The sequence below is a fragment of the Sphingopyxis sp. genome, assembly GCF_035998965.1.
In the GTDB taxonomy this organism is placed as follows: Bacteria; Pseudomonadota; Alphaproteobacteria; order Sphingomonadales; family Sphingomonadaceae; genus Sphingopyxis.
On sequence record NZ_DASYHE010000025.1, the window covers coordinates 1 to 20,178 of the forward strand.

The window sequence follows — 20,178 nt, forward strand, 5'->3', positions numbered from 1 at the left end:
CTACGACGCTTGTCTTCACGCCGACACGCTGGTAGAGGCGCCCCTCGTTGCCGCTTTAGCTCAGTTGGTAGAGCACATCATTCGTAATGATGGGGTCACAGGTTCGAGTCCTGTAAGCGGCACCATCGACCCCATAATTCAGTAACTTAGCTTGATGCAATCGCATCGAGTGCTGCCTGCACGCACCCAACTTCTCTCAGGCAAACTCTGGTGAAACTTCGTCGCACAGGCCGAGCAGCTGTTGAACAAGGGATGGGCCGGATAGATCGACCGTCGCCGTTACGAGCTCGTGATCGCAGCCAGCAATGTGGTAGCGCCCCGTCTCGCCTTGCGAGTTCAACCCCGCGTGATGCGGGTAGAGGAGCATGACCCGAGGGCAGCCGTACAGCCGGGAATAGGCCATCATCTGGTAAACGTCGGCCTGTCCCACACCTTGCTTGGGGTCTTCGATCCTGTCCGAAATGCGCTTCCACTTCGTGTCGATGACCATGACCGGCTCGGAGCCTCGATAAACGACAATGTCAGGTCGAACCTGAAAGCGGCGCGATCCTGCTCTATCGACGAGGCAATAATGCCGCCGGTCCTGAGCACGCACCGATAGGCCTGTCCCCTTCAAAGCCTTTTCGAGCATTCGCGCGATGTAAATCTCGAAAAGATCGTTCATCGGGAAGAGAAGCGAGAATCCCGGAGCGCGACCATGGGACGTCGTCTGGTAATCGCCTTGCAACAGCAGTCGCGCAAGGTCGCGCAACCCCCGCCACCTGTGATTGGTTCGATCGAGCGTGATGGCGTCCCAACGAAGCGCTCCGATCGGCACCAGCGAGATGTCGGAATAGATCAAGTCGAGTTCTCGAAGACGCCGCTGATTCTCGGGTGCTCGCGATACTTGTGCAAGGCGCCCTATTGCCGCTTTGAAGACCTGATTAAGTGGGATGTCGGGCGTCAATTCCTCGAACCGGCATGCCATCTTCTGGGGTGAGAAGGCGAGCGTCGTAAACTGACGCTGCACATCAAGACGACCTCGAAGCACGGCGAGATCATCCTCTTGCTCCACATAGCGGCGCGGCATGCCTTCCCGGAGAGCATCATTGAGGCGACGGCAAAACAGCCCGATCAGAACTTCGAGAATCGTGTGCTTTTGCGATCCGAGCTGAACAGCCTCGCCCACCGATAGATCGAGATCATATGCCGCCGCGAGCATATGAATCAGGCGTCCTCGGATATTGGTTCGGCCGGTCTCGTCCTCCGCGGTTCCGAGGCCCTCGATCTTCGGCAGGATTTCGACAGAACATCCCTGGGCGGCAATCACTCCGACCACCTGCTGCGCGCGAAGCCGACGGTGATGATCGGTAAAAATGCGCCCGCCATCTGCGCCGCCGACATCGGCCGCTCCCGCAACCGCAATCAATCGGTCGGCAAGGTCGCGCGTGAAAGCGCCGTCACCCGGCGGGTCGATCGTCAGGTAGTTCCACTCGCTGACAGTTCGGTGGATCATTGCAGCCCAGCGTAGGCGTCAGCCTCAAATCTGTCCCGGACGCGCCAGCGATGTCGTTCGCCCCCATATTCTGCTTCGATGCCCGGCGGCGCCGTCAATAGTTCGCGAACGAGGAAGCGCTCGCCGGCCGGATCGCCTAGAACCGCAGCTATCTTGGCCCAGTCTTCATGGAAATATTCGGCGAGGAGCGGGATGATACGGAAACGGAAAACATCGTCCACCTCCGAGCGCGTCCGGCACCCGATCAGGAAGGCGTGCCCGATCTGGTGCTCGCGATCGAACAGATACTCGATCCGATCATTCAGCCGCCGCAACAGAAGTGCCAGATCGAGGTCTTCGACGTCGCTCAGAAGTTCCGGCTCCGGCATGATTTCGCGGAAAATAAAGCGCCGACGAAGCGCGGTATCGAGAAGCGCGATTGACCGATCGGCCGTGTTCATCGTTCCGATTATGTGGAGGTTCGATGGCACGCAAAAGCTATGTTTCGAATAAGGGAGCGTGACCCGCAATTCATAGGGCGCGCCAAGACGCTTGTCGGGTTCGATCAGCGTGATGAGCTCGCCAAAGACCTTGGAGATGTTGGCGCGGTTGATCTCGTCGCAGATCAGCACAAACTGCGCTGGCTCAAGCGCGCTGCGGCCACTGCCCGGGAGAAACAGAGCCAGCGCCTCCTTGTTGAGATGCTCCTCATTCAGAAGGTAGCAGGACCATTGCATGAAGGGCCGGCTATAGAAGCTGATCGGCAACGGTTCGTCCGCGACGAACAGCCAGCGGACGGCACGACGGTGATTATAATCCTGCTCGCCGGTGGGATTATATTCGTAAGGCCGCATGACCTCGGCGATAGCGCGGAACCGGTTGTTCCCGTAGGAAACCACCACAAGATCGCCCTCGCGCATATCAGCGCGGAAGCGCGCGGTCTGGACGATATTAGCGTCATTCCCGTTGGTCCCAGGATGCAACTCATTCCATTTCGCGTGGATCGCTTCGTAGCCCGCATAAGGGGACCAATCGATGTCGCCTCCCCATCCGAGGACGATATAGTTGCCCTCGATGGCGGCGTCGAAAATATAGTCCTCGCTACCAGCCCGTCCGAGCGACATCTTGAAGACGCGGCGACCTGACATGTCGAAGGGTTCGCTGCCCTCGGAACTGCGCATCGCCTGCTCCGCGACAGTTGCTATCTCGCGAAAGATGCCTGGGGTCGGCTCCAGACTGAAACCACCGGTCGCAGTCTCCTGCCCGTCGCCTCCTGTCGTAGGCCGCAGGCCCTCGACAAAATCTTCGTAGGAATAGGATTGATGGAAGGTGACGAAACGGATTTGCCCCGCGCCTGCCAACTCGGCATAGCGAGCGCGGACGTCGATCTCGGACTCCGGCGCCTCGCCATCGCAAAGCCGAACGGCCTCGCGAGCGGTCGCGAACGTCTTGCCTGTCCCCGGCGGGCCATAAAGGATGAGGTTGGTCGGCATGGCATTGTCCTTGCGGGAGACGGGCGTACCGCCCTCTTCGTGTGAAAGTGTCGGCTGATCGGCGCGATTGACGGCCCAGATGAACCCTTGAACGTCCCAGAGATCCCGAGGCTTCCAGTTCCACTCATCCCGCATGATCACTTCGATCAAACGGGCCATCGAGAGGGCCTCGCCATATTCGTCGGCCGTCATCGCATTCCAGCCGAACAATTTATGGCCCACTAACGCCTTTGCGCTGTTCTGAAGCGGTTCGGTATTAACACCATAAGCTTCCCTCGGCCGAAGCAGCGCCGCGACCATCGTCGGAATATTCCGGCTCTCGCTGTAGGGTTTGCTCGTCTGCCCCTCGGAAAGAATGGGCCATATCTGTTCTACGCAGTCCGAGATCGCCGCCGAAATATCCTCCGCGCGTGCAAGCTGGCCGATCGCGAACTCAAGCTTGTCCGGGAAAGCCGAACGAATTTCTGCGATGCGAATATTCGTCCGGTAGCCAAGGAGATTGCTCGCCGCTCCGCCGCGACCGACTAGAATGTCGAGCAGCCGACCGCCTAACTTCTTCACCGATTGCGGCTCAGCAGTGGCCGCGCTAGCAAGGCTGATCAGCTGGTCCTTATAGTGACGCTCTTCTTCAGCATATCCGCCGCCGCTCTGCTCAAAGTCGACAAAATCGGGGTATCGGGCCTCAAAGAGCCGCCGGTAATGCGCGAGCGCAGCGCGGTCGATCCCGCCGGCCGACTGAGCCTCATACCAGTCGAGCACGGCCCCAAGGGTTTTCGCATCGGGGGTTTGAACAAGCGATACCCGGCGGGGCGATTGTCCGCCGCGAGCCGCGTGCGACAGACGGGCCGGAAGGTTCGAGTGCCGCGGCTGCTCCGCCAGATAATGCCGCACTTGCGCCGCGGGGATGGACGAAGGCGCTTCGCAATCCTCCAACCAAATTTGCACGGTCTTGGTGTCGCGCTGCAGGGCGATTTGCCGGCCATCCGAAAGATCGAACCCCGCCATTTTTTCGGTATCGAGCGTTGGCGCACCGAAGCGACGTTGGAGCTCGGCTTCAGCCCAGCTCCGCGCTGACGAAGAGTTGAGCGCAAATCGGAAGCGCACGGTCGAACTATTGGCTGGCCCCTGCCGATCGATGAGTCTCACGCCTGCGAAATCGTTGAACTTGGAACTGCCGATTGCCGAGCACACGGCCGGCATGGCGTTTTGCAAGCTCATCGCCTTGTGAATGTCACCGGAAACAATCTCGACCTCGGCTTCACCCGCGTCTCTCGCCGGTTTGATCATATTATCGAAAGCAAAGCGCCTGATCCGGTCGGCCTGTGTGGTATCGCCTAAGGCGTCCCCGTCGCAGAACTTCAGATAGGCCGTGACGGCCGCTCGGTATGAAGCCAGACTGTTGTAGACGTTTCCGTCGATTTCGATCCTGCTTGGATTGGGGCGGCCATTAGCTTCGTCGGGCTTCGAATAAGCAAGGTCAGCGAGGATCGCCTCGAACCGATCGCCTTCAAATGCTTGGTCGAGGTCGCCGTAAAGCGATTCAACACGGCGCGCGTCGGATAGGCGCGTCGAGATACTGGCCGAAGCCTGCCCCTGAGCTACCAGCCACGCCTTGAAATCGTCGCTCCGCATCAGGCTAGGCGGCGCCCAAAGATGCGATGAAATCTGCTCACCATTTCGAGAGCCCACGCATGTTGGCCTGCCCAATCACCATCTTCATATCCGCTCTCAAACGTAACGCGAATCGCTGTCTTCTTGCGCCCGTCCTTCTTCTCCCAAATCAAGCCCTCGCCCACTTCAGCCTCGATCTCATGTCGAGAGGCGTAGAGCTGGTCGAACTGCTTCCGATCGAAGTCATTCTCATTGTTGAGATTGACCTGGATTTGATGACGAGCGACGCTGAGACTTACATGCGATCCCCGGATGATCGGCGTGAAAGAAACCCAATTGGCTCCAGGCGCCTTGGCGGGCAGCCCCCTGGCCTCGGCCGCTCTTGCGAAATCAGCCAGATAATCCTGCAAATCCCCGCTCACCAATATACCTCCCCCAACGGCCTCCGAATCCCAGCTAAGCTGACGGGCGTCAAGCCGATCAAACATCGAGCGTCAGAACTTCAGCCGGTGCAGACGATGCGCCGCCGTGAGGATCGCCCCGTCGTCGCTGACGACGACATAGCTGTCGAGCGCGCGCTCGAGCTTCGAGTAGCGCTCGCGCCCGAATGCGCCGGACAGCCGCCGCCGAGATTTCTTGAGGAGATAATAAATGTCCGCGCCGCGATGCCGCCGACGCGTGCCATAAGTGAGGATTGCATCCACCGCTTCGGTCGAAATTCCACGCTGCTGGATGCGCTGCCTCGCATGCTTCGTGAGTCCCATGTCGTCCTCCCAATGGTTGCCGAGCATCCAAAATAGGAAATTGGGGCGACAAAAACTGTCACCCGCTGAGACTGAGGTCAAATTGGGCCTAGCCCCTTACGGCAGAGCCTCAAACTCGCGCTGGTGTCCATGCACCATCTGGCGAAGCCGAGCGGGCTGCAGCACCTCGACCGACTTCCCCCATGAATAGAGGTGCCAGCACATTTCGAGATGTCCCGAGGCCTTGAAGCGCACGAGCAAGGAGCCATCGGCCTCTTCCTCCACACTCTGCGTAGGGTGGAACACGAACCGCCGGGCATGGGGTGCAGCGTCTGGCGAGAAGCGCCAAATGACGTCGCCATGTTCGGCAGCATTCTCGAACGAGCCAAAGCCCTTTTCGGAATGTTCGCGGATATTGAAGCCGGGATCGATCTCGAAGCTCGTGTCGAGCACCTCGGCCGAGTAGATCTCCTCGACCCGGTAATGGCGCAGCGGCGCCGTCGCCGGCTTGGCCGTGTCGCGCGCGACGAGGTAGCGGCGCACACCGAGCAAAAGGCCGTGCGGGGCGACAACACGTTCGGTAGGTTTGTCCTGCGTCCGACGCCGATACGAGATGCGGAGGAGGAAGGGCCCCTTAAGGCTCTCCGATATCGCGCTGTCGACCTCGCTCGTCCCGGCTGGCCGCGGCCCGGGCCGAGCGGCATATCCCAGCGCTTCGAGCAGCGCTTCCTCATCGACGGCCAGCCTTGTACCGGCATGAGCGGGAATCAGTGCTCTCACCTTCCGTTCCATCTGGCGCAAGGTCGCAGCCTCGGTCGCCATGCCAGCCGCATCGAGCTGGCGTATTGCCGTCGTCATCACCGCCAGTTCCTCGGCCGACGGCAATAGCAGGGGCGCTACCGCGCGGGCAGGGATGCGCCATCGCCGCTTGCGATCGTCACCGTCTTCCGGCTCGGTCTGTGGAAAGGCCGTTTCAAGGGCGGCTGTCATGCGCTGCGCCGATCGGTGGACGCAGCCGAACTCCTCGACAATCTCTTCGAGTGACACCCCGCTGCGGCGCGTCGCCATCATCGCGAGCTTGAGAAGGTCCTGGGCCTTTGCAAACGACATTCGATTCTCCATGACAGCTTTTGTCGTCCCGACCTGCCATAGCGGAATAAAGGGGATTGTGTATGCGGATGATCGACGACGCTCTCAGGCTTTCCGCCTCGGACCTCATGCGGTTCAAGGGATGCAGGCACGCGACGACGCTCGATCTGCGGCTGATCGAGGCCGGCGACATCGCGCCGTGCGAGGATGGCGAAGAAGCCGAACTTCTTCAGAAGCAGGGCGACGCCCACGAACTTGCCTTTCTCGACGCGCTCAAAGCGCAGGGCAAAAATGTCGTCGAAATTCCCAAGGACGGGATCACGCTGGAAGAGTCGGTCCGGCTCACACGCGAGGCGATGGCGGCCGGCCCGGACATCATTTTTCAGGGTGCGCTGCTCGGCGGCGCATGGGGCGGCTACTCCGACTTTCTCGAACGGGTGGAGCGCCCTTCCGATCTCGGAAGCTGGTCCTATGAGGTTGTCGATACCAAGCTGAAGCGCAAACCCGACCCCAAACATATTCTCCAGCTCTCGCTCTATTCCGACCTGATCGCCGACCTTCAGGGCATCCGGCCGGAATCCGCGCATCTCCAACTCGGCGACGGCTCGCGTTTCACGGTGCGGCTCGCCGACGTGGCATCCTACGCACGCCACGCACGGGCGGTGTTCGAAACCTTCCTGGCCGACCGGCCGGAAACGCGGGCCGAGCCTGTTTCAAGCTGCGGCCTCTGTCGCTGGAAGGAACATTGCCGCGACGAGTGGGACAAGGCGGACAGCCTAGCCTTGGTAGCCGGCATGACAAGGTCGCAGCGCGGAAAAGTCGAGGCCGCAGGCATCGAAACGCTCGGCGGTCTCGCGGTCCATGACCAGCGCATCCCAAAGCTCGCTCCCGAGACGCAGGCGCGGCTTCAGACGCAGGCGCGGCTCCAGGCCGGGCGCCGCGCCGGCGGTCCGCCGGGATTTGCGCTTCGCGACTATGAGCCCGGCAAGGGATTCGGATTGCTGCCCGAAGCCGACGACGGCGACCTCTTCTACGATATCGAGGGCGATCCCTATTATGAGGGCGGCCTCGAATATCTCCACGGCATCTGGTTTCGCGAGGCCGGCGAATGGAGCTTCCGCGCCTTCTGGGCGCATGACCGTGCCGCCGAGGGCGAAGCGGTGGCGGAGCTACTGCAATTCTTCACGGCGCATCTCCAGCGCCACCCGAAGGCGCACATATACCACTATGCGAATTATGAGATTGCGGCGCTTCGCCGCCTGACTGCGGAACATCGCGTCGGCGAGGCCGTCATGGACCAGCTCCAGCGTGAGCGGCGGTTCGTCGACCTGTTCCGTGTGGTGTCCGGATCGCTGATCGCTTCCGAGAAAGGCTATTCGATCAAGGATCTCGAAGCCTTTTATATGGAGAAGCGCGAGGCGGATGTCGCAACCGCGGGCGCGAGCGTCGTTTTCTACGAGCGCTGGCGGGAAACGCAGGACGGCGAGCTGCTAGACAAGATCTACGACTATAACCGCACCGACTGCATCTCGACGCAGCTGCTGCGCGACTGGCTGATCCGCGACGTTCGCCCTGAAGGCCTGCCTTGGCCGAAGCTCGGAGAGGTACCCGACGGGGGCCCGCTCGCGAATGTCGAGGCTGAGGACGATGAGATGGCGGCGCTGCGCGAGCGGCTCCTTCCGGTCCGTGACCGGCTCGGCGAAGACATCGCCGACCTGCTGCTTGACCTCAACTTCTTCCACAAGCGCGAAGACAAGCCCGCATGGTGGGCGATCTTCGATCGTCTCGCGCAGGAGAGCGAGGAACTCGTCGATGACCTTGAATGCGTCCAGGGCCTCGAGGCGATCGGCGATCCCATTAAAGTGACGGCAAGGTCGTTCGAGCGAACCTATCGCTTCCCGCCGCAGGAGACCAAATTAAGGGCGGGCCGCAAGCCTTGCGTCAAACCCGCCGCGATGCCCGAGGATGTCGATCTGCGCGAGATCGACCACGAGAAAAATCTGCTCGTGCTGCGCCGCTCGACGACCAAAGGCGAGCTGCCCGAGCGGCTCGACCTCATTCCGGCAAAGCCGATCGGCAACGCGACGCTGCGCGCTGCGGTTGCAGCGGTAACCGACGCCATCATCGACAACCCCGGCATGGCCAGGGCCATAGAACAATTGCTCACGCGCGCGGCGCCGACGTTTCGCGACGGCGCGCGGCCGAAGGGCATCATCGACGCCGAAGGCGATCTCCCGGCGCAGACCAGCGCCGCAATTGCCGCCATGGATCAATCGACCCTGGCGATCCAGGGACCGCCCGGCACCGGCAAAACCTATGTCAGTGCGCTATCGATCATCGACCTCGTCCGTGCAGGCAAGCGCGTTGCGGTTTCGTCGAACAGCCACAAGGCGATCACCAACCTCCTCGAAGCGGTCGCGGATCGGAGCGCGACCGACGGAGTCAGATGCAGTGTGGTTCAGAAGGCTGCCGACGATGACGATGAAAATGCCCATCCCGGCATCGTCCTTGTGAGCGAGAATGACGCGCCTGAAATCGGGACCGCCGATGTCGTCGGCGCTACGGCGTGGCATTTCGCTAGATATGACGCGCCGGCCTACGACTATCTCTTCGTTGACGAAGCGGGACAGGTCTCGCTTGCCAACATCATTGCCATGTCGCGCGCGGCCCGCAATCTCGTCCTCGTCGGCGATCCGATGCAGCTGCCGCAGCCGCTTCAAGGTACGCACCCCGGACGGAGCGGCGATTCCTGCCTCGAATATCTGATCGACGGGCACCGCGTGGTTCCAGCCGATCGCGGCATCTTCATGCCGGTAAGCCGCCGAATGCACCCCGCGGTCTGCGACTATATCTCGGTCGCCGTCTATGAAGGCAAGCTGCACTCGGACGATGCCGCCGGCAGTCAATCACTGCTCGCTACCGACGGGCGTTCGCTCGTCGGTGCGGGCGTCCGCGCGATCGAGCATTTCGGGCGCTCGCAGGTCAGCCCCGAAGAGATCGACGCCATCAAGGCGCAGATCGAGACTGTGACCGGCGCAACCTATCGCGCGCGCGATGGCAGCGAGCGCGTCATCGGTCACACCGATATTCTGGTCGTCGCACCATATAATGCTCAGGTGAATGCGCTGCGCGCCGCGCTACCTGCGGCTGTCCGTGTCGGCACGGTCGACCGCTTCCAGGGGCAGGAGGCACCGGTGTGCCTCGTCTCCATGACGACATCGAGCGGCGAAGAACTGCCGCGCGACATCGACTTCCTCTTCTCGCTGAACAGGATCAATGTCGCCGTCTCGCGAGCGCAGACGTCGGCGGTCGTCTTCGCAAGTCCCCTACTTCTCGAAACACCCTGCCGCACCGTCGAGGAAATGATGCTCGTAAATGCACTTTGTTTGCTTCGCGAGCATGGGGGTGACAGCTTCTGACATGCTGAGGTGCGAATCTGCTTTCATCGAACGAAAGGAGATTCGCTCATGGCCTACTGGGATATCGGACTTCGCCACATCGTCGACGTTGACGGGCAGTTGCTGGCAATCGACGCCGAGGTGATCGACACGGCTTCGCTTCTCGCGAAGGCCAATCTTCCGACCGACCGCCAGCTCTGGCTGGTCCGGGCCGGCGAATATTTCGCGCTCGGTGCGAAGCAGCTTCTCCGCCTCTCGCAGGACGAAGTGCTCTTCTTCGAGACCGCCGGCCGAGTGCAGGCGCCGATCTTTCACAAACGGGCCGCCTGAGGCCCAACGCCCCCTAAGCAGATTTGGAAAGGAAAAGCTCATGGCAGACGTGCAAGTGACGTGCATCAATAAGCAGCCGCGCAACGATCCTTATGAAGGGATCACCTACCTCGGCGGAGCGACCTGGCACTGGACGCGCCAGCAGGTCATCGATTCGATCGAGGCGAAGACCAACACCTTCTACACCCTTGTCGGAAACAACCGGGGCGATATCGGCGTCGTGAATGGAGCGAACGGCAAATATCTTCGCACCTACGCCGACGGAAAGTGGAATGACAACCTCCTCGCGCTTCCGGAATGTCCTCGCTAACATCTAAATGGCCCTATCGCATTACGCGGTAGGGCCTGGATCCGGCGCCCCGAGATGATCAACGAACAGAAAGAAAATTATGCAGGAGCGGTACCTCGGGGATTCTCACGACTTCTTGAAGTACGCCCTGCTCCGGCATCTGAGCAAATCTCTCGAGCTTCGGATCGGGGTGAACTGGTACCTTACGACGCCCGATCAGGTTGACCGCCCGGGCAACAATGATGGCGAAAAGCGTCATCATCTCAAAGGCGGGGTTTGGCGTGATGCGGATGCCGAGCTCTTCGAAAAGATCGGCAAGTTCGATACGGTCGCCGACCGCAAGCTTTCGAACGTAGCCTCGTGGGAGATTCTACCGCCCGACACTTGCTACTTTGCGGCCCACGTTCCTGCGGATGACCGTGGAAGCTGGCACCAGAACGCGATCGCCGAATTGCAGCCGGCCGACCTGATTTTCCTCGATCCGGATAACGGCTTCGAGGTGACCTCAATGACCGCGCGAACCCGGCCCAAATATTCGCTCTTCAGCGAAGCCGCGGACTATGTGGCTGCGGGCAAGTCTGTCGTTGCAATCCAGTTCGCTCGCCAATGCGACCCGGTACAGCGAGCGATCGATATTCGAATCAAGCTCGTCTCACTGGTAGGAAGTCCGGCGGACTTCCCGGTTATTCGCGGGCGCGTTGCTCCCAATCTTCTATTCTTCAGTATCGTTCCGGGCGCCAATCGCGAGCGGTGGCGGCGCGCGCTGCTCGACTTCGAGATGAATTGCGCCAAGGCCGAAATCATCGAGTAGGCGGCTTTCAATGTTTCTTTATTGCCGTCTGGCATGGTCGTTCCATGTCAACGACGCTCGAACATCCTGCCAAGCTCGCAGTTCTTATTGATGCCGATAACGCGTCGCCGCGGATAGCCGCAGGCCTTTTCAAAGAGATTGCCACGATAGGCGAAGCGAGCGTCCGGCGCATTTATGGCGATTTTTCTAGCACGCGGCTCAAGGGTTGGGCGGAGGTTCTGGCCACACATGCCATTATGCCGCACCAGAATTTCGCCAATACGATCGGGAAGAACGCGTCCGACATCGCGCTCGTGATCGATGCTATGGATCTTCTGCATTCGGGACGGTTCGATGCCTTTTGCCTCGTCTCGTCGGATAGCGACTTCACGCGCCTTGCCGCCCGAATACGAGAACAAGGCGTCGCCGTGTATGGCTTCGGAGAACAGAAAACGCCGCAAAGTTTCCGTCAGGCGTGCAAGCGCTTCATCTACACCGAGAACCTTACGCTCGACGAAGCTGAAGGCATAACGGCGATTGGCGGCGGCCCCGAGCCTGAACCCGAAACGGCCAAACTAAAGCCGACGGAGGCGATCCCGCTCATCCAAGCAGCGCTGGGCCAGCTCGACGATCTGGATGGCTGGTACCCGCTAAGCGCGGTTGGAAGCCGACTTCTGGCAGAGATGCCCGATTTCGATCCACGCAGCTACGGGTGCGCCAAGCTCGTCTTGTTGATCGAAAAATCTGGCGCCTTCGACATTAGGCGCGACCAGCTTCGGGTTTACATCAAGACAAAATAGCTGCACCGCAATCGCTGATCGTCTGACTCAACTCCCTTGGCAAACAGCTCAGTCAGAGGCCGAAGTCTGAAGGCCGAAACCTAAACCGCTCCTCCGACGGAAAAGCGCGAAGAGCGATCAACTCGCCTTGCTCGTAGCGAATATGCCAAGTTTGAGCGTTGCGGGGCGCTGGGTCACGAAAGACCGATGGGTCCAACAGGGCCACGTCCGCGCGATGCTGAGGATCTCTAACGGACGCGTAGCGAATAGCCTGCGCGTCAATCTCTCGCGCTTCAGACGCAAATTGCTGGCAAGCGGAATAGTCGTCCTGCGCCATCCACAGCGACGCCCCCGCAACAAATGGTTCTGCACACAGGTCGAGAAGACGATCCATCGCTACCGAGACACTGATTGCCGAGTGTTCCACGGTCGTGCTCGGCGGCTGAAATCCAGGCGACCGGGAGTAGAAACGCAGCCGCCAATAGGCTGTCTCGGCAATCGCAGCGCCAATCGCCTCTGCGGCATAGAAGATGCCGGGCTTCTCGCCGGCGCGGCGAAATCTCGAGCTACTCTTATGCCCGTAGCGAAACGGCGTCGCGAGCAGATAGTGGAGATGTCGCGCCGCGACCGGCAAGTTCGGTTTCACTTCTTCCACAAGCTGCTCGAGCAACGCTTGATCGTCGGTGCCCGCCGCCAGACGGTTGGTCGAAATCCGATGTTGTGCTTCGACGATCCGCCACAGCTTCCCACTGTAGGCGCGAAGATGCTCCGGCTTCGGCGTTCGCTCAAACGCGGGCGCGGTAATCATCGACATAGTCGGCCACGTCGTTCAGACCGCGGATCGTGCGGATCAGATCGATGGGTCTGCCGCCAAGATCCAAGTTTTCCGACTTCAACCAAGACGTCGACGCCGCATCGTCGCTTCCCATGAGCGCATCGAGGCTGCGAAAAAGCCGGACGAGATACTGCCCAAGTTCGAACGCCTTCTCGGCTCGGTGAAGTTGATAACTGCCGGAACGAAGCCGCGAAGCCGTAGCAGCGGAAATACCGACCACCGAGCCCAACTGCTCGTTCGTCAGTTTCCAGCACGTCGCGACGCGCGCAACCGCTTCTGAGAGAACTCGTCCCTGATCCGCCTGCGAGGCCAGCCGTGTCGCCATGACATTCTCCAGAATGAAAATCTATATTTCCATTCATAGGAACAAAGGCCGGATTTTGCAAGCGGAGGCACTTCATTTTGCGGTTAGAGCCGAGATCTGGTCTTCGTCAGACGCGCGTAGAGCGTCGAGATAATCGCTCCACCACTGATGCATCGCTACCCGTTCATCCCAATAACGCCCTCGATTATACGTCCCGCGAACGACATTGGCGTCCGCATGCGCCAGTGACCGCTCGATGGCATCGGGATGCCACTTGCCGCTTTCGTTCAAGAGCGAAGAAGCGGTGGTGCGCAGGCCGTGAGCCGTCACCTCCCCGGTGGAGTATCCCATGCGGCGGAACGCCTGATTGAGGGTGTTCTCGCTCATTGGCCGGCGAAACGTGTGAAAGGCAGGAAAGACGAACCCTTCGGGTCCGGTAAGCTCGTGAAGCTCCCTCAAATAGTTCACGACCTGACGCGACAATGGTACGGCATGAGGCCGGCGCATCTTCATGCGCTCAGCAGGGATATTCCATACCGCATTGTCGAGATCGATCTCTGACCACAGGGCTTTACGCAGCTCTCCAGGCCTTGCCATCACATGGGGCGCGATTTGACACCCGAGCCGCGTTATAGCGTTTCCGGTATAAGCATCGATAGACCGCAGCAACGTACCGACTGCATCCGGTTCCAGGAGCGCAGCGTGGTGCGTCACACGCGGGGCGATCAGCGCCCCCCGCAACACGGCGGTAGGATCGCTCTCACCTCTTCCGGTGGCGACCGCATATCGGAAGACTCTGCTGGCGAAGGAGCGGGCGCGACGCGCCGTTTCATATTTGCCGCGCGCCTCGATCCTCTTGAGCACAGCTAGAACCTCAACGGGCTTGAGGTCGGCGACAGGCATGGCCGCGATAGGCTTGAGCTGGTCGAGGAGCCAGTTCGCCTTCACCGTCGTCGCATCGGCTCGCCCCTCGGCGACCGACTTGTCGATATACTCCTTGGCGATGTCACCGAACGTGTTTCCGGCATTGAACTGCGCGATCAGCTTCTGGCGCTTGCGCTCGGCGAGCGGGTCCACGCCCTCGCGCAACTTACGCCGGGCATCGTCGCGCAATTGCCTCGCCTCGGCCAAGCGCACTTCCGGATACGCCCCGAGCGCGATCCGGTTATCCTTTCCGAGGTGCCGATACTTGAAGCGCCAGAGCTTTGCGCCTGTCGGGCGCACCTCCAGATAGAGGCCTCCAGCGTCCGCGCGTTTGTAGGGGCGGTCCTCCGGCTTAAGCGAACGGATCATAACATCGGTAAGGGACATCGACTCAACTCCTGCAAGCAGGTCTCAGCCGGTGCGACATCTCAAGCCAGCGATGGGGCCACCAGAAAATGGCCGTGGGGCCATCGCCTATTCCGGTGGCCCCATTTCGAGTGAGATCGAGTGAAATATCCTCGGACACCAAAAGACAAGACCAAGGAGAAAATGGCAGATTTCTGCCGTTTTGTCGATGGTTCTGGGATGTCAGGAGAGGGGTAAATGGTGCCCAGAAGAGGACTCGAACCTCCACGACCTTGCGATCGCCAGCACCTGAAGCTGGTGCGTCTACCAATTCCGCCATCTGGGCACGGGGTAGGAGCGGGCGCTTAGCGGCGGGGCTGGCGGCTTGTCAACCGCGGCGCGCGGGTCACGGCATATTTTATCGCAAAGGGGCCGGTTTCAGGCTATCCGGCCGCTGTCGCCCCTTGCCCCCTTCGCTGCTTCACGGCATGGGAAACCACCGGGCGCAGGCCGCGCCACCCCATAAGAATCGATCACAGGCGGACGCTATGCAGAAACTCGACGGGCAATTGATCACGGTGCTGGGCGGCGGCGGCTTCGTCGGCCGCTATGTCGTGCAGCGCCTGCTCGCGCGCGGCGCCCGCGTCCGCATCGCGCAACGCACCCCGCGCGCCGCGACCTTCCTCAAACCGCTGGGCGGGCTCGGCCAGACGCAGTTCGTTGCCGCCGATGTCCGCGATCCCGCCAGCATCGCGCGCGCGGTCCAAGGCAGCGACGCGGTGATCAACCTGGTCGGTGCGTTCGACAATATGCAGGCGGTGCAGGCCGACGGCGCAGGGCATGTTGCCGCCGCCGCAAAAGCCTCTGGTGTGCGCACGCTCGTCCATGTCTCGGCGATCGGAGCCGATCAGGGCAGCGCGTCGGCCTATGGCCGAAGCAAGGGCGATGGCGAAGCCGCGGTGCGCGCCGCCTTCCCTGCTGCCACGATCCTGCGTCCCTCGATCGTCTTTGGCCGCGAGGACCAGTTCATCAATCGTTTTGCGGCGATGATCCGCATGGCGCCGGTCATTCCGGTCGTCGCCCCGAACGTGAAGTTCCAGCCGGTCTATGTCGGCGACGTCGCCGACGCCGTCGTTGCCGCGCTGGGCGATGCCGCCGCGGGGCAGACTTTCGAGCTGGGCGGGCCACAGGTTTTGACGATGGGCGAATTGCAGCGCTGGATCGCCGATGCGACTGGCCGCGCACCGCTGTTCGTCGACGTCCCCGACGTCGTCGCCGGAGCGCTTGCATCGGGTCTTGGCTGGGCGCCCGGCGCGCCGATCACCAAGGACCAGTGGCTGATGCTGCAGAAGGACAATGTCGTCGCCGATGGCGCGGCGGGACTCGCCGAGCTGGGGGTCACACCGACCTCGCTGGCGTCGGTCGCCGACGATTGGCTGGTGCAATATCGCCGCCATGGCCGTTTTGCGGTGCAAAAGCCCGCATAAGATCGACGATTCAGGCCACGGCCTGCCCCGCCCGATCGCCATGGTCGCTGGGGTGATCAACCTCAGGACATTCTATGCACGACCTCGCGACCATCATCCTGCTCGGCATCATTGAAGGGCTGACCGAGTTTCTGCCGGTGTCGTCGACCGGCCACCTGATCCTCGCCGCCGAACTGCTCGGTTTTACCGGCGAGGGGTCGGCGGCGTTCAAGATCTCGATCCAGCTCGGTGCGATCCTTGCGGTGCTTGTCGCCTATCGCCAGCGCTTCTGGAACGTCGGCATGGGGCTGCTGCGCACTGACCCGGAGGCGATCGCCTTTACCCGCAATATCCTGATCGGCTTTCTGCCCGCGATGCTGATCGGCGCGGTCGCCTATGAAGCGATCCGCGCGCTGCTCCAGTCGCCGACGACGGTCGCCGTCGCGCTGATTGTCGGCGGGATCGCAATTTTGGCGATCGAACGCATGGTCAAGGTGGTGAAGGTCGAAAGCGTCGAGGCAATGCCGCTCAAAACCGCGATCATCATCGGCATCATCCAGTGCATCGCCATGATCCCCGGAGTCAGCCGGTCGGGCGCGACGATCATGGGCGCGCTGCTGATGGGGGTCGAGCGCAAGACCGCCGCCGAATTCAGCTTCTTTCTCGCGGTCCCGACGATGATGGGTGCCACCGTCTATTCGCTGTGGAAAGATCGCGATGTGCTGGTGATCGACGATCTGACCGCGATCGCGATCGGGCTGGGCGTCGCCTTTGTCGTCGCACTGGCGGTGGTTAAGGCGCTGGTCGCGATCGTCGGCCGCTTCGGTTTTGCGCCTTTTGCATGGTATCGAATCATCCTTGGTACCGTCGCGCTGATCTGGCTTGGCCTAAGATAGGACCGGACTGGGACTAGATGTGAAAGATAATTGCGCCGGCGACGCCGCGCTTCTCGAAGGGGTGCAATTTTAGGACAGTTAAACTTACCTAACTGGCAATTCTTCCGTGACACAGCCGGTCTGACCATGCATCTGCCCCGCTCAGAAGGGGAAATTGCATGGCTGCCGATCGCATGCTCCAGTTTGTCGAGCGCGAACAACATTATCCGGACAAGCGCTCCGCCGAGGATCGCGCGCGGGATTTTCGCGAGATCGCGGCGCGCTATGCGGCGCCCGATGCCGATGAACAGGCGGCGCGCTGCTCGCAATGCGGCGTCCCCTATTGCTCGGTCCATTGCCCGCTGCACAACCATATCCCCGACTGGCTGCGCCTGACCGCCGAAGGGCGGCTGCGCGAGGCCTATGAGCTGAGCAACGCCACCTCGACGATGCCCGAAATCTGCGGCCGCATCTGTCCGCAGGATCGCCTGTGCGAGGGCAATTGCGTCATCGAATTTTCGGGCCATGGCGCGGTTACCATCGGCAGTGTCGAGAAATATATCACCGACACTGCCTGGGCCGAGGGTTGGGTCGAACCGCTGCACCCCGGCAAAGCGACCGGCCAGTCGGTCGGCATCATCGGTGCCGGTCCCGCTGGGCTGACCGCGGCGGAATATCTGCGCGTCGCGGGGCATGAGGTGCATGTGTACGACCGCCACGACCGCGCCGGCGGGCTGCTGACCTATGGCATCCCCGGCTTCAAGCTGGAGAAAGACGTCGTGATGCGGCGCATCGACCGGCTCGCCGCGGGCGACATCCATTTCCACCTGGGCTTCGAAGTCGGCGGCGACGCAACGCTCGACGCGCTGCGCCAGAAACATGATGCGCTGCTGATCGCCACCGGCGTTTACAAGGCACGCGAGATCAACGTCCCCGGCAACGAAGCCGAGGGCGTGATCCCCGCGCTCGACTATCTCGTCGCGTCGAACCGCAAGGGTTTTGGCGATTCAGTCCCCGCCTTCGACGACGGCCGCCTCGACGCCGCGGGCAAGCATGTCGTCGTCATCGGCGGCGGCGACACCGCGATGGACTGCGTCCGCACCGCGGTGCGCCAGGGCGCCAAGTCGGTCAAATGCCTCTATCGCCGCGACCGCGACAATATGCCGGGATCGCTGCGCGAAGTGTCGAATGCCGAGGAAGAAGGCGTCGAGTTCGTCTGGCTGTCGGCGCCCGAAAGCTTCACCGCCGACAAGCATGTCAAGCAGGTCGCGGTCGCAGGTATGCGGCTCGGTGCCCCCGACGCCAGCGGCCGCCGCAGCCCCGAAGTCGATCCCGGCCGCACCTTCGACCTGCCCGCCGACATGGTGATCAAGGCGCTGGGCTTCGATCCCGAGGAGCTGCCCAATCTGTTCGGGGCGCCCGACCTCAGCGTCACCCGCTGGGGCACGCTGCGCGTCGATCACCAGACGATGATGACGAGTTTGCCGGGCGTTTTTGCGGCGGGCGACATCGTCCGCGGCGCCAGCCTGGTCGTCTGGGGCATCCGCGATGGCCGCGATGTCAGCGACCAGATGGCAAAGTGGTTGAAGGCGAAAGCAAAAAGCGAAAAGAAGGCAGCATGACCAACAGGGGAAGGATCATGCTCGTGTCAAAATGGAAATCGGTGCTTCTGGGTGTTGCGATGATCGCGATGCCGATATCAGCCCACGCGCAAGCACCTGTGTCGACCGTCCAACCAAGCGCTGAACGGCTCGCTGCGGCGCAGCAATTGATGTCGGTCATAATGCCGCCCGAGCAACGCGACGCAATGGTCGAGCAGATGATAACCGCCATGATGGCGAATATCTTACCCAGCATAAGACAAGGCCTGGACGAACGGGGCGTCCTTGATAATGCCGATATCGCGCCAGTTTTCGATCGTTTTCTTGCACGACAAACTCAGTCCGCAATCGACCAGCTAAAGGTTCAGATGCCCGAGTTGATCGAAGCAATGTCACGCGCTTACGCGCGTCGCTTCACGTCCTCGCAAATGAATGAAATGCAGGCTTTCTTCAGTACCCCCACCGGTCAGCTTTATGTGACGGAGGCCATGGGAATTATGTCCGATCCGGACGTCGCCGAATGGCAGCGAAATTCGATGGCAAAAAGCATGGAAAAGCTGCCTGAGGAATTGAAGAAGCTGCAAGAGGAAATGGAAAAAGCGCTGGGTCGGCCCGAGGAGGAAAAAGCATGAGCACGAAGTACTTGGGATGGATCCAAAAGGCGACCAGATTCAAAACGATGCTGCTCGCCGGAACGTTCGCGTTGGCGCCGCTGGCCGCCCCGGCGCAGGAAGCGCCGGTTGCCGAGGTCGTCGCTGCCGATGAGCAGGACGAATTGGACAGCAAGGCCTATGCCGCCGAATCCAAGGCCAAGATGCAGAAGGACATGGATGCGGCGATCGCCATGGTCGAGAAGATGTTCGATACCGCCAGCCTGCCGCCGATCGAGCCAGCTCGCCTGACGCTGGCGCAGCGGACAATGAATACGCTGATCCCCCCCGGCAGTCTGGAAAAGATGATCGACGCTCTTTATGGCAAGATGTTCAAGACGATCATGACCGAGATCGGCGGCCAGTCGGACCTGATGCTGTCGATCAAGACCGGGGTCGAAAGCGACAAGATCGGCGCGCTCGACGCCGCGACGAAGACCCGGATCGCCGATATGTTCGATCCCTATCGCCAGGAACGCGAAGACCAGGTCATCGGCGTCATCAAGCCGCTGATCAGCGAAGCGCTGACCGATATGGAGGCGCCGATGCGGGCCGGCATGGCGAAAGCCTATGCCCGCAAATTCAGTGCGGCGCAGCTCACCGATCTCAACAGCTTTCTCGCGACGCCGACCGGCAGCGTCTATGCCAATGAGTGGATGGCGTTGCAGGCCGATCCCGAAGTGATGGTGTCGGTGATGAAGGCGCTGCCACCGCTGATCACCAAATTCATGGAGCGCGGGCCGCAGATCGAAAAGGACATGAAGGAGCTGCCTAAGGAAAAGCAGCTGTCCGACTTCAGCGACAAGGAACTCGCCTCGCTCGCCAAGCTGATGAAGGTCGATGTTCAGGTGCTGAAGGACCAGCGCGACATGTGGAAGACCGACGCGGTGGATGCTGCCGGTGATGCGGCGGATTACACCGATTCGACGAACACGGCCGCCGATGCCGCCGCAGATGCTGCCGATGCCGCCGCGGACGCAGCAGCTGCTGCGACCGACTATGGCAGCGACGATCCCGCCTATGACCGCAGCAACTGGTCCGAAGCCGAACGCCAGCGCGTCGCAGACCTGCAAGCCGCCGCCGATGCTGCATCGTCGGCTGCGCTCGAAGCGGAAATCGAAGCGGTCAGCAAAGCCCGCGATCGACTAATCGCCAACGCCCCCGAATAGGCGTCGGCCACCC

At 61.2% G+C, this 20,178-nt stretch carries 18 protein-coding genes and 2 tRNA genes; 11 read left to right on the top strand and 9 right to left on the bottom strand.

Features of this window, described 5'->3' with window-relative positions; genetic code table 11:
• The first annotated feature begins 49 nt into the window (after positions 1–49).
• Positions 50–125 (top strand) — tRNA-Thr (locus VGN68_RS03010).
• A 71-nt stretch (positions 126–196) separates the two neighbouring features.
• Here the strand turns inward: VGN68_RS03010 and VGN68_RS03015 are convergent.
• From VGN68_RS03015 to VGN68_RS03035, 5 genes are all read right to left on the bottom strand, one after another.
• On the bottom strand, positions 197–1,495 hold the full coding sequence (locus tag VGN68_RS03015; RefSeq protein WP_327473734.1) for an McrC family protein: 1,299 nt from the start codon (positions 1,493–1,495) through the stop codon (positions 197–199).
• Positions 1,492–4,599, bottom strand: a complete 3,108-nt coding sequence (locus VGN68_RS03020) for an AAA family ATPase (protein WP_327473736.1) — start codon at positions 4,597–4,599, stop codon at positions 1,492–1,494. The genes VGN68_RS03015 and VGN68_RS03020 overlap by 4 nt, the downstream gene beginning before the upstream one ends.
• Entirely contained in the window at positions 4,599–5,000 is a 402-nt protein-coding gene (locus tag VGN68_RS03025; protein ID WP_327473738.1) for a DUF4268 domain-containing protein, read from the bottom strand. Before VGN68_RS03025 ends, VGN68_RS03020 begins: the two co-directional genes overlap by 1 nt.
• A gap of 72 nt (positions 5,001–5,072) precedes the next feature.
• The gene (locus tag VGN68_RS03030) at positions 5,073–5,342 is read right to left on the bottom strand and encodes a DUF4258 domain-containing protein (protein WP_327473741.1); all 270 of its coding nucleotides are present in this window, start codon (positions 5,340–5,342) and stop codon (positions 5,073–5,075) included.
• A 96-nt stretch (positions 5,343–5,438) separates the two neighbouring features.
• Positions 5,439–6,431: a helix-turn-helix transcriptional regulator gene (locus VGN68_RS03035; RefSeq protein ID WP_327473743.1), complete on the bottom strand. Its 993-nt coding sequence runs from the start codon at positions 6,429–6,431 to the stop codon at positions 5,439–5,441.
• 62 nt (positions 6,432–6,493) lie between these two features.
• Between VGN68_RS03035 and VGN68_RS03040 the strand changes: the two genes are divergently transcribed.
• The 5 genes from VGN68_RS03040 (at position 6,494) to VGN68_RS03060 (ending at position 12,017) form a co-directional block, all read left to right on the top strand.
• On the top strand, positions 6,494–9,829 hold the full coding sequence (locus VGN68_RS03040) for a TM0106 family RecB-like putative nuclease (protein ID WP_327473745.1): 3,336 nt from the start codon (positions 6,494–6,496) through the stop codon (positions 9,827–9,829).
• A gap of 48 nt (positions 9,830–9,877) precedes the next feature.
• Positions 9,878–10,138: a hypothetical protein gene (locus VGN68_RS03045; RefSeq protein ID WP_327473747.1), complete on the top strand. Its 261-nt coding sequence runs from the start codon at positions 9,878–9,880 to the stop codon at positions 10,136–10,138.
• Positions 10,139–10,178: 40 nt separating this feature from the next.
• On the top strand, positions 10,179–10,448 hold the full coding sequence (locus VGN68_RS03050) for a DUF3892 domain-containing protein (protein WP_327473749.1): 270 nt from the start codon (positions 10,179–10,181) through the stop codon (positions 10,446–10,448).
• Positions 10,449–10,527: 79 nt separating this feature from the next.
• Entirely contained in the window at positions 10,528–11,238 is a 711-nt protein-coding gene (locus VGN68_RS03055; protein WP_327473751.1) for a hypothetical protein, read from the top strand.
• 44 nt (positions 11,239–11,282) lie between these two features.
• The gene (locus VGN68_RS03060; RefSeq protein WP_327473753.1) at positions 11,283–12,017 is read left to right on the top strand and encodes an NYN domain-containing protein; all 735 of its coding nucleotides are present in this window, start codon (positions 11,283–11,285) and stop codon (positions 12,015–12,017) included.
• Between the two features lie 52 nt (positions 12,018–12,069).
• On the opposite strand, the gene VGN68_RS03065 is transcribed toward VGN68_RS03060, so the two are convergent.
• From VGN68_RS03065 to VGN68_RS03080, 4 genes are all read right to left on the bottom strand, one after another.
• A complete protein-coding gene (locus tag VGN68_RS03065) occupies positions 12,070–12,810 on the bottom strand; it encodes an RES family NAD+ phosphorylase (protein WP_327473755.1) in 741 nt (246 codons plus the stop codon).
• Entirely contained in the window at positions 12,782–13,156 is a 375-nt protein-coding gene (locus VGN68_RS03070) for an MbcA/ParS/Xre antitoxin family protein (RefSeq protein WP_327473757.1), read from the bottom strand. Before VGN68_RS03070 ends, VGN68_RS03065 begins: the two co-directional genes overlap by 29 nt.
• 72 nt (positions 13,157–13,228) lie before the next feature.
• Positions 13,229–14,446 carry a tyrosine-type recombinase/integrase gene (locus tag VGN68_RS03075; RefSeq protein ID WP_327473759.1) on the bottom strand — a complete coding sequence of 406 codons (1,218 nt, stop codon included), beginning with the start codon at positions 14,444–14,446 and terminating at the stop codon, positions 13,229–13,231.
• 217 nt (positions 14,447–14,663) lie between these two features.
• Positions 14,664–14,750, bottom strand: a tRNA-Leu gene (locus VGN68_RS03080).
• 202 nt (positions 14,751–14,952) lie between these two features.
• Here VGN68_RS03080 and VGN68_RS03085 point away from each other — a divergent pair.
• The 5 genes from VGN68_RS03085 to VGN68_RS03105 all read left to right on the top strand — a co-directional run bounded on the left by VGN68_RS03085 (position 14,953) and on the right by VGN68_RS03105 (position 20,165).
• Positions 14,953–15,891 (top strand): complex I NDUFA9 subunit family protein, encoded by a 939-nt coding sequence (locus tag VGN68_RS03085; protein ID WP_327473762.1) that lies wholly within the window; start codon positions 14,953–14,955, stop codon positions 15,889–15,891.
• Between the two features lie 74 nt (positions 15,892–15,965).
• Entirely contained in the window at positions 15,966–16,766 is an 801-nt protein-coding gene (locus VGN68_RS03090) for an undecaprenyl-diphosphate phosphatase (RefSeq protein ID WP_327473764.1), read from the top strand.
• Positions 16,767–16,924: 158 nt separating this feature from the next.
• On the top strand, positions 16,925–18,367 hold the full coding sequence (locus VGN68_RS03095) for an NAD(P)-dependent oxidoreductase (RefSeq protein ID WP_327473766.1): 1,443 nt from the start codon (positions 16,925–16,927) through the stop codon (positions 18,365–18,367).
• The gene (locus tag VGN68_RS03100; RefSeq protein ID WP_327473768.1) at positions 18,364–18,978 is read left to right on the top strand and encodes a DUF2059 domain-containing protein; all 615 of its coding nucleotides are present in this window, start codon (positions 18,364–18,366) and stop codon (positions 18,976–18,978) included. Before VGN68_RS03095 ends, VGN68_RS03100 begins: the two co-directional genes overlap by 4 nt.
• On the top strand, positions 18,975–20,165 hold the full coding sequence (locus VGN68_RS03105) for a DUF2059 domain-containing protein (RefSeq protein WP_327473769.1): 1,191 nt from the start codon (positions 18,975–18,977) through the stop codon (positions 20,163–20,165). The genes VGN68_RS03100 and VGN68_RS03105 overlap by 4 nt, the downstream gene beginning before the upstream one ends.
• Positions 20,166–20,178: the final 13 nt, after the last annotated feature.

Excerpts from the sequence above, each read along its gene's own strand:
- VGN68_RS03015 (WP_327473734.1), bottom strand. The coding sequence starts at position 1,495 with ATGATCCACCGAACTGTCAGCGAGTGGAACTACCTGACGATCGACCCG.
- VGN68_RS03020 (WP_327473736.1), bottom strand. The coding sequence starts at position 4,599 with ATGCGGAGCGACGATTTCAAGGCGTGGCTGGTAGCTCAGGGGCAGGCT.
- VGN68_RS03030 (WP_327473741.1), bottom strand. The coding sequence starts at position 5,342 with ATGGGACTCACGAAGCATGCGAGGCAGCGCATCCAGCAGCGTGGAATT.
- VGN68_RS03035 (WP_327473743.1), bottom strand. The coding sequence starts at position 6,431 with ATGTCGTTTGCAAAGGCCCAGGACCTTCTCAAGCTCGCGATGATGGCG.
- VGN68_RS03040 (WP_327473745.1), top strand. The coding sequence starts at position 6,494 with ATGCGGATGATCGACGACGCTCTCAGGCTTTCCGCCTCGGACCTCATG.
- VGN68_RS03045 (WP_327473747.1), top strand. The coding sequence starts at position 9,878 with ATGGCCTACTGGGATATCGGACTTCGCCACATCGTCGACGTTGACGGG.
- VGN68_RS03050 (WP_327473749.1), top strand. The coding sequence starts at position 10,179 with ATGGCAGACGTGCAAGTGACGTGCATCAATAAGCAGCCGCGCAACGAT.
- VGN68_RS03055 (WP_327473751.1), top strand. The coding sequence starts at position 10,528 with ATGCAGGAGCGGTACCTCGGGGATTCTCACGACTTCTTGAAGTACGCC.
- VGN68_RS03060 (WP_327473753.1), top strand. The coding sequence starts at position 11,283 with ATGTCAACGACGCTCGAACATCCTGCCAAGCTCGCAGTTCTTATTGAT.
- VGN68_RS03065 (WP_327473755.1), bottom strand. The coding sequence starts at position 12,810 with ATGTCGATGATTACCGCGCCCGCGTTTGAGCGAACGCCGAAGCCGGAG.
- VGN68_RS03070 (WP_327473757.1), bottom strand. The coding sequence starts at position 13,156 with ATGGCGACACGGCTGGCCTCGCAGGCGGATCAGGGACGAGTTCTCTCA.
- VGN68_RS03075 (WP_327473759.1), bottom strand. The coding sequence starts at position 14,446 with ATGTCCCTTACCGATGTTATGATCCGTTCGCTTAAGCCGGAGGACCGC.
- VGN68_RS03085 (WP_327473762.1), top strand. The coding sequence starts at position 14,953 with ATGCAGAAACTCGACGGGCAATTGATCACGGTGCTGGGCGGCGGCGGC.
- VGN68_RS03090 (WP_327473764.1), top strand. The coding sequence starts at position 15,966 with ATGCACGACCTCGCGACCATCATCCTGCTCGGCATCATTGAAGGGCTG.
- VGN68_RS03095 (WP_327473766.1), top strand. The coding sequence starts at position 16,925 with ATGGCTGCCGATCGCATGCTCCAGTTTGTCGAGCGCGAACAACATTAT.
- VGN68_RS03100 (WP_327473768.1), top strand. The coding sequence starts at position 18,364 with ATGACCAACAGGGGAAGGATCATGCTCGTGTCAAAATGGAAATCGGTG.
- VGN68_RS03105 (WP_327473769.1), top strand. The coding sequence starts at position 18,975 with ATGAGCACGAAGTACTTGGGATGGATCCAAAAGGCGACCAGATTCAAA.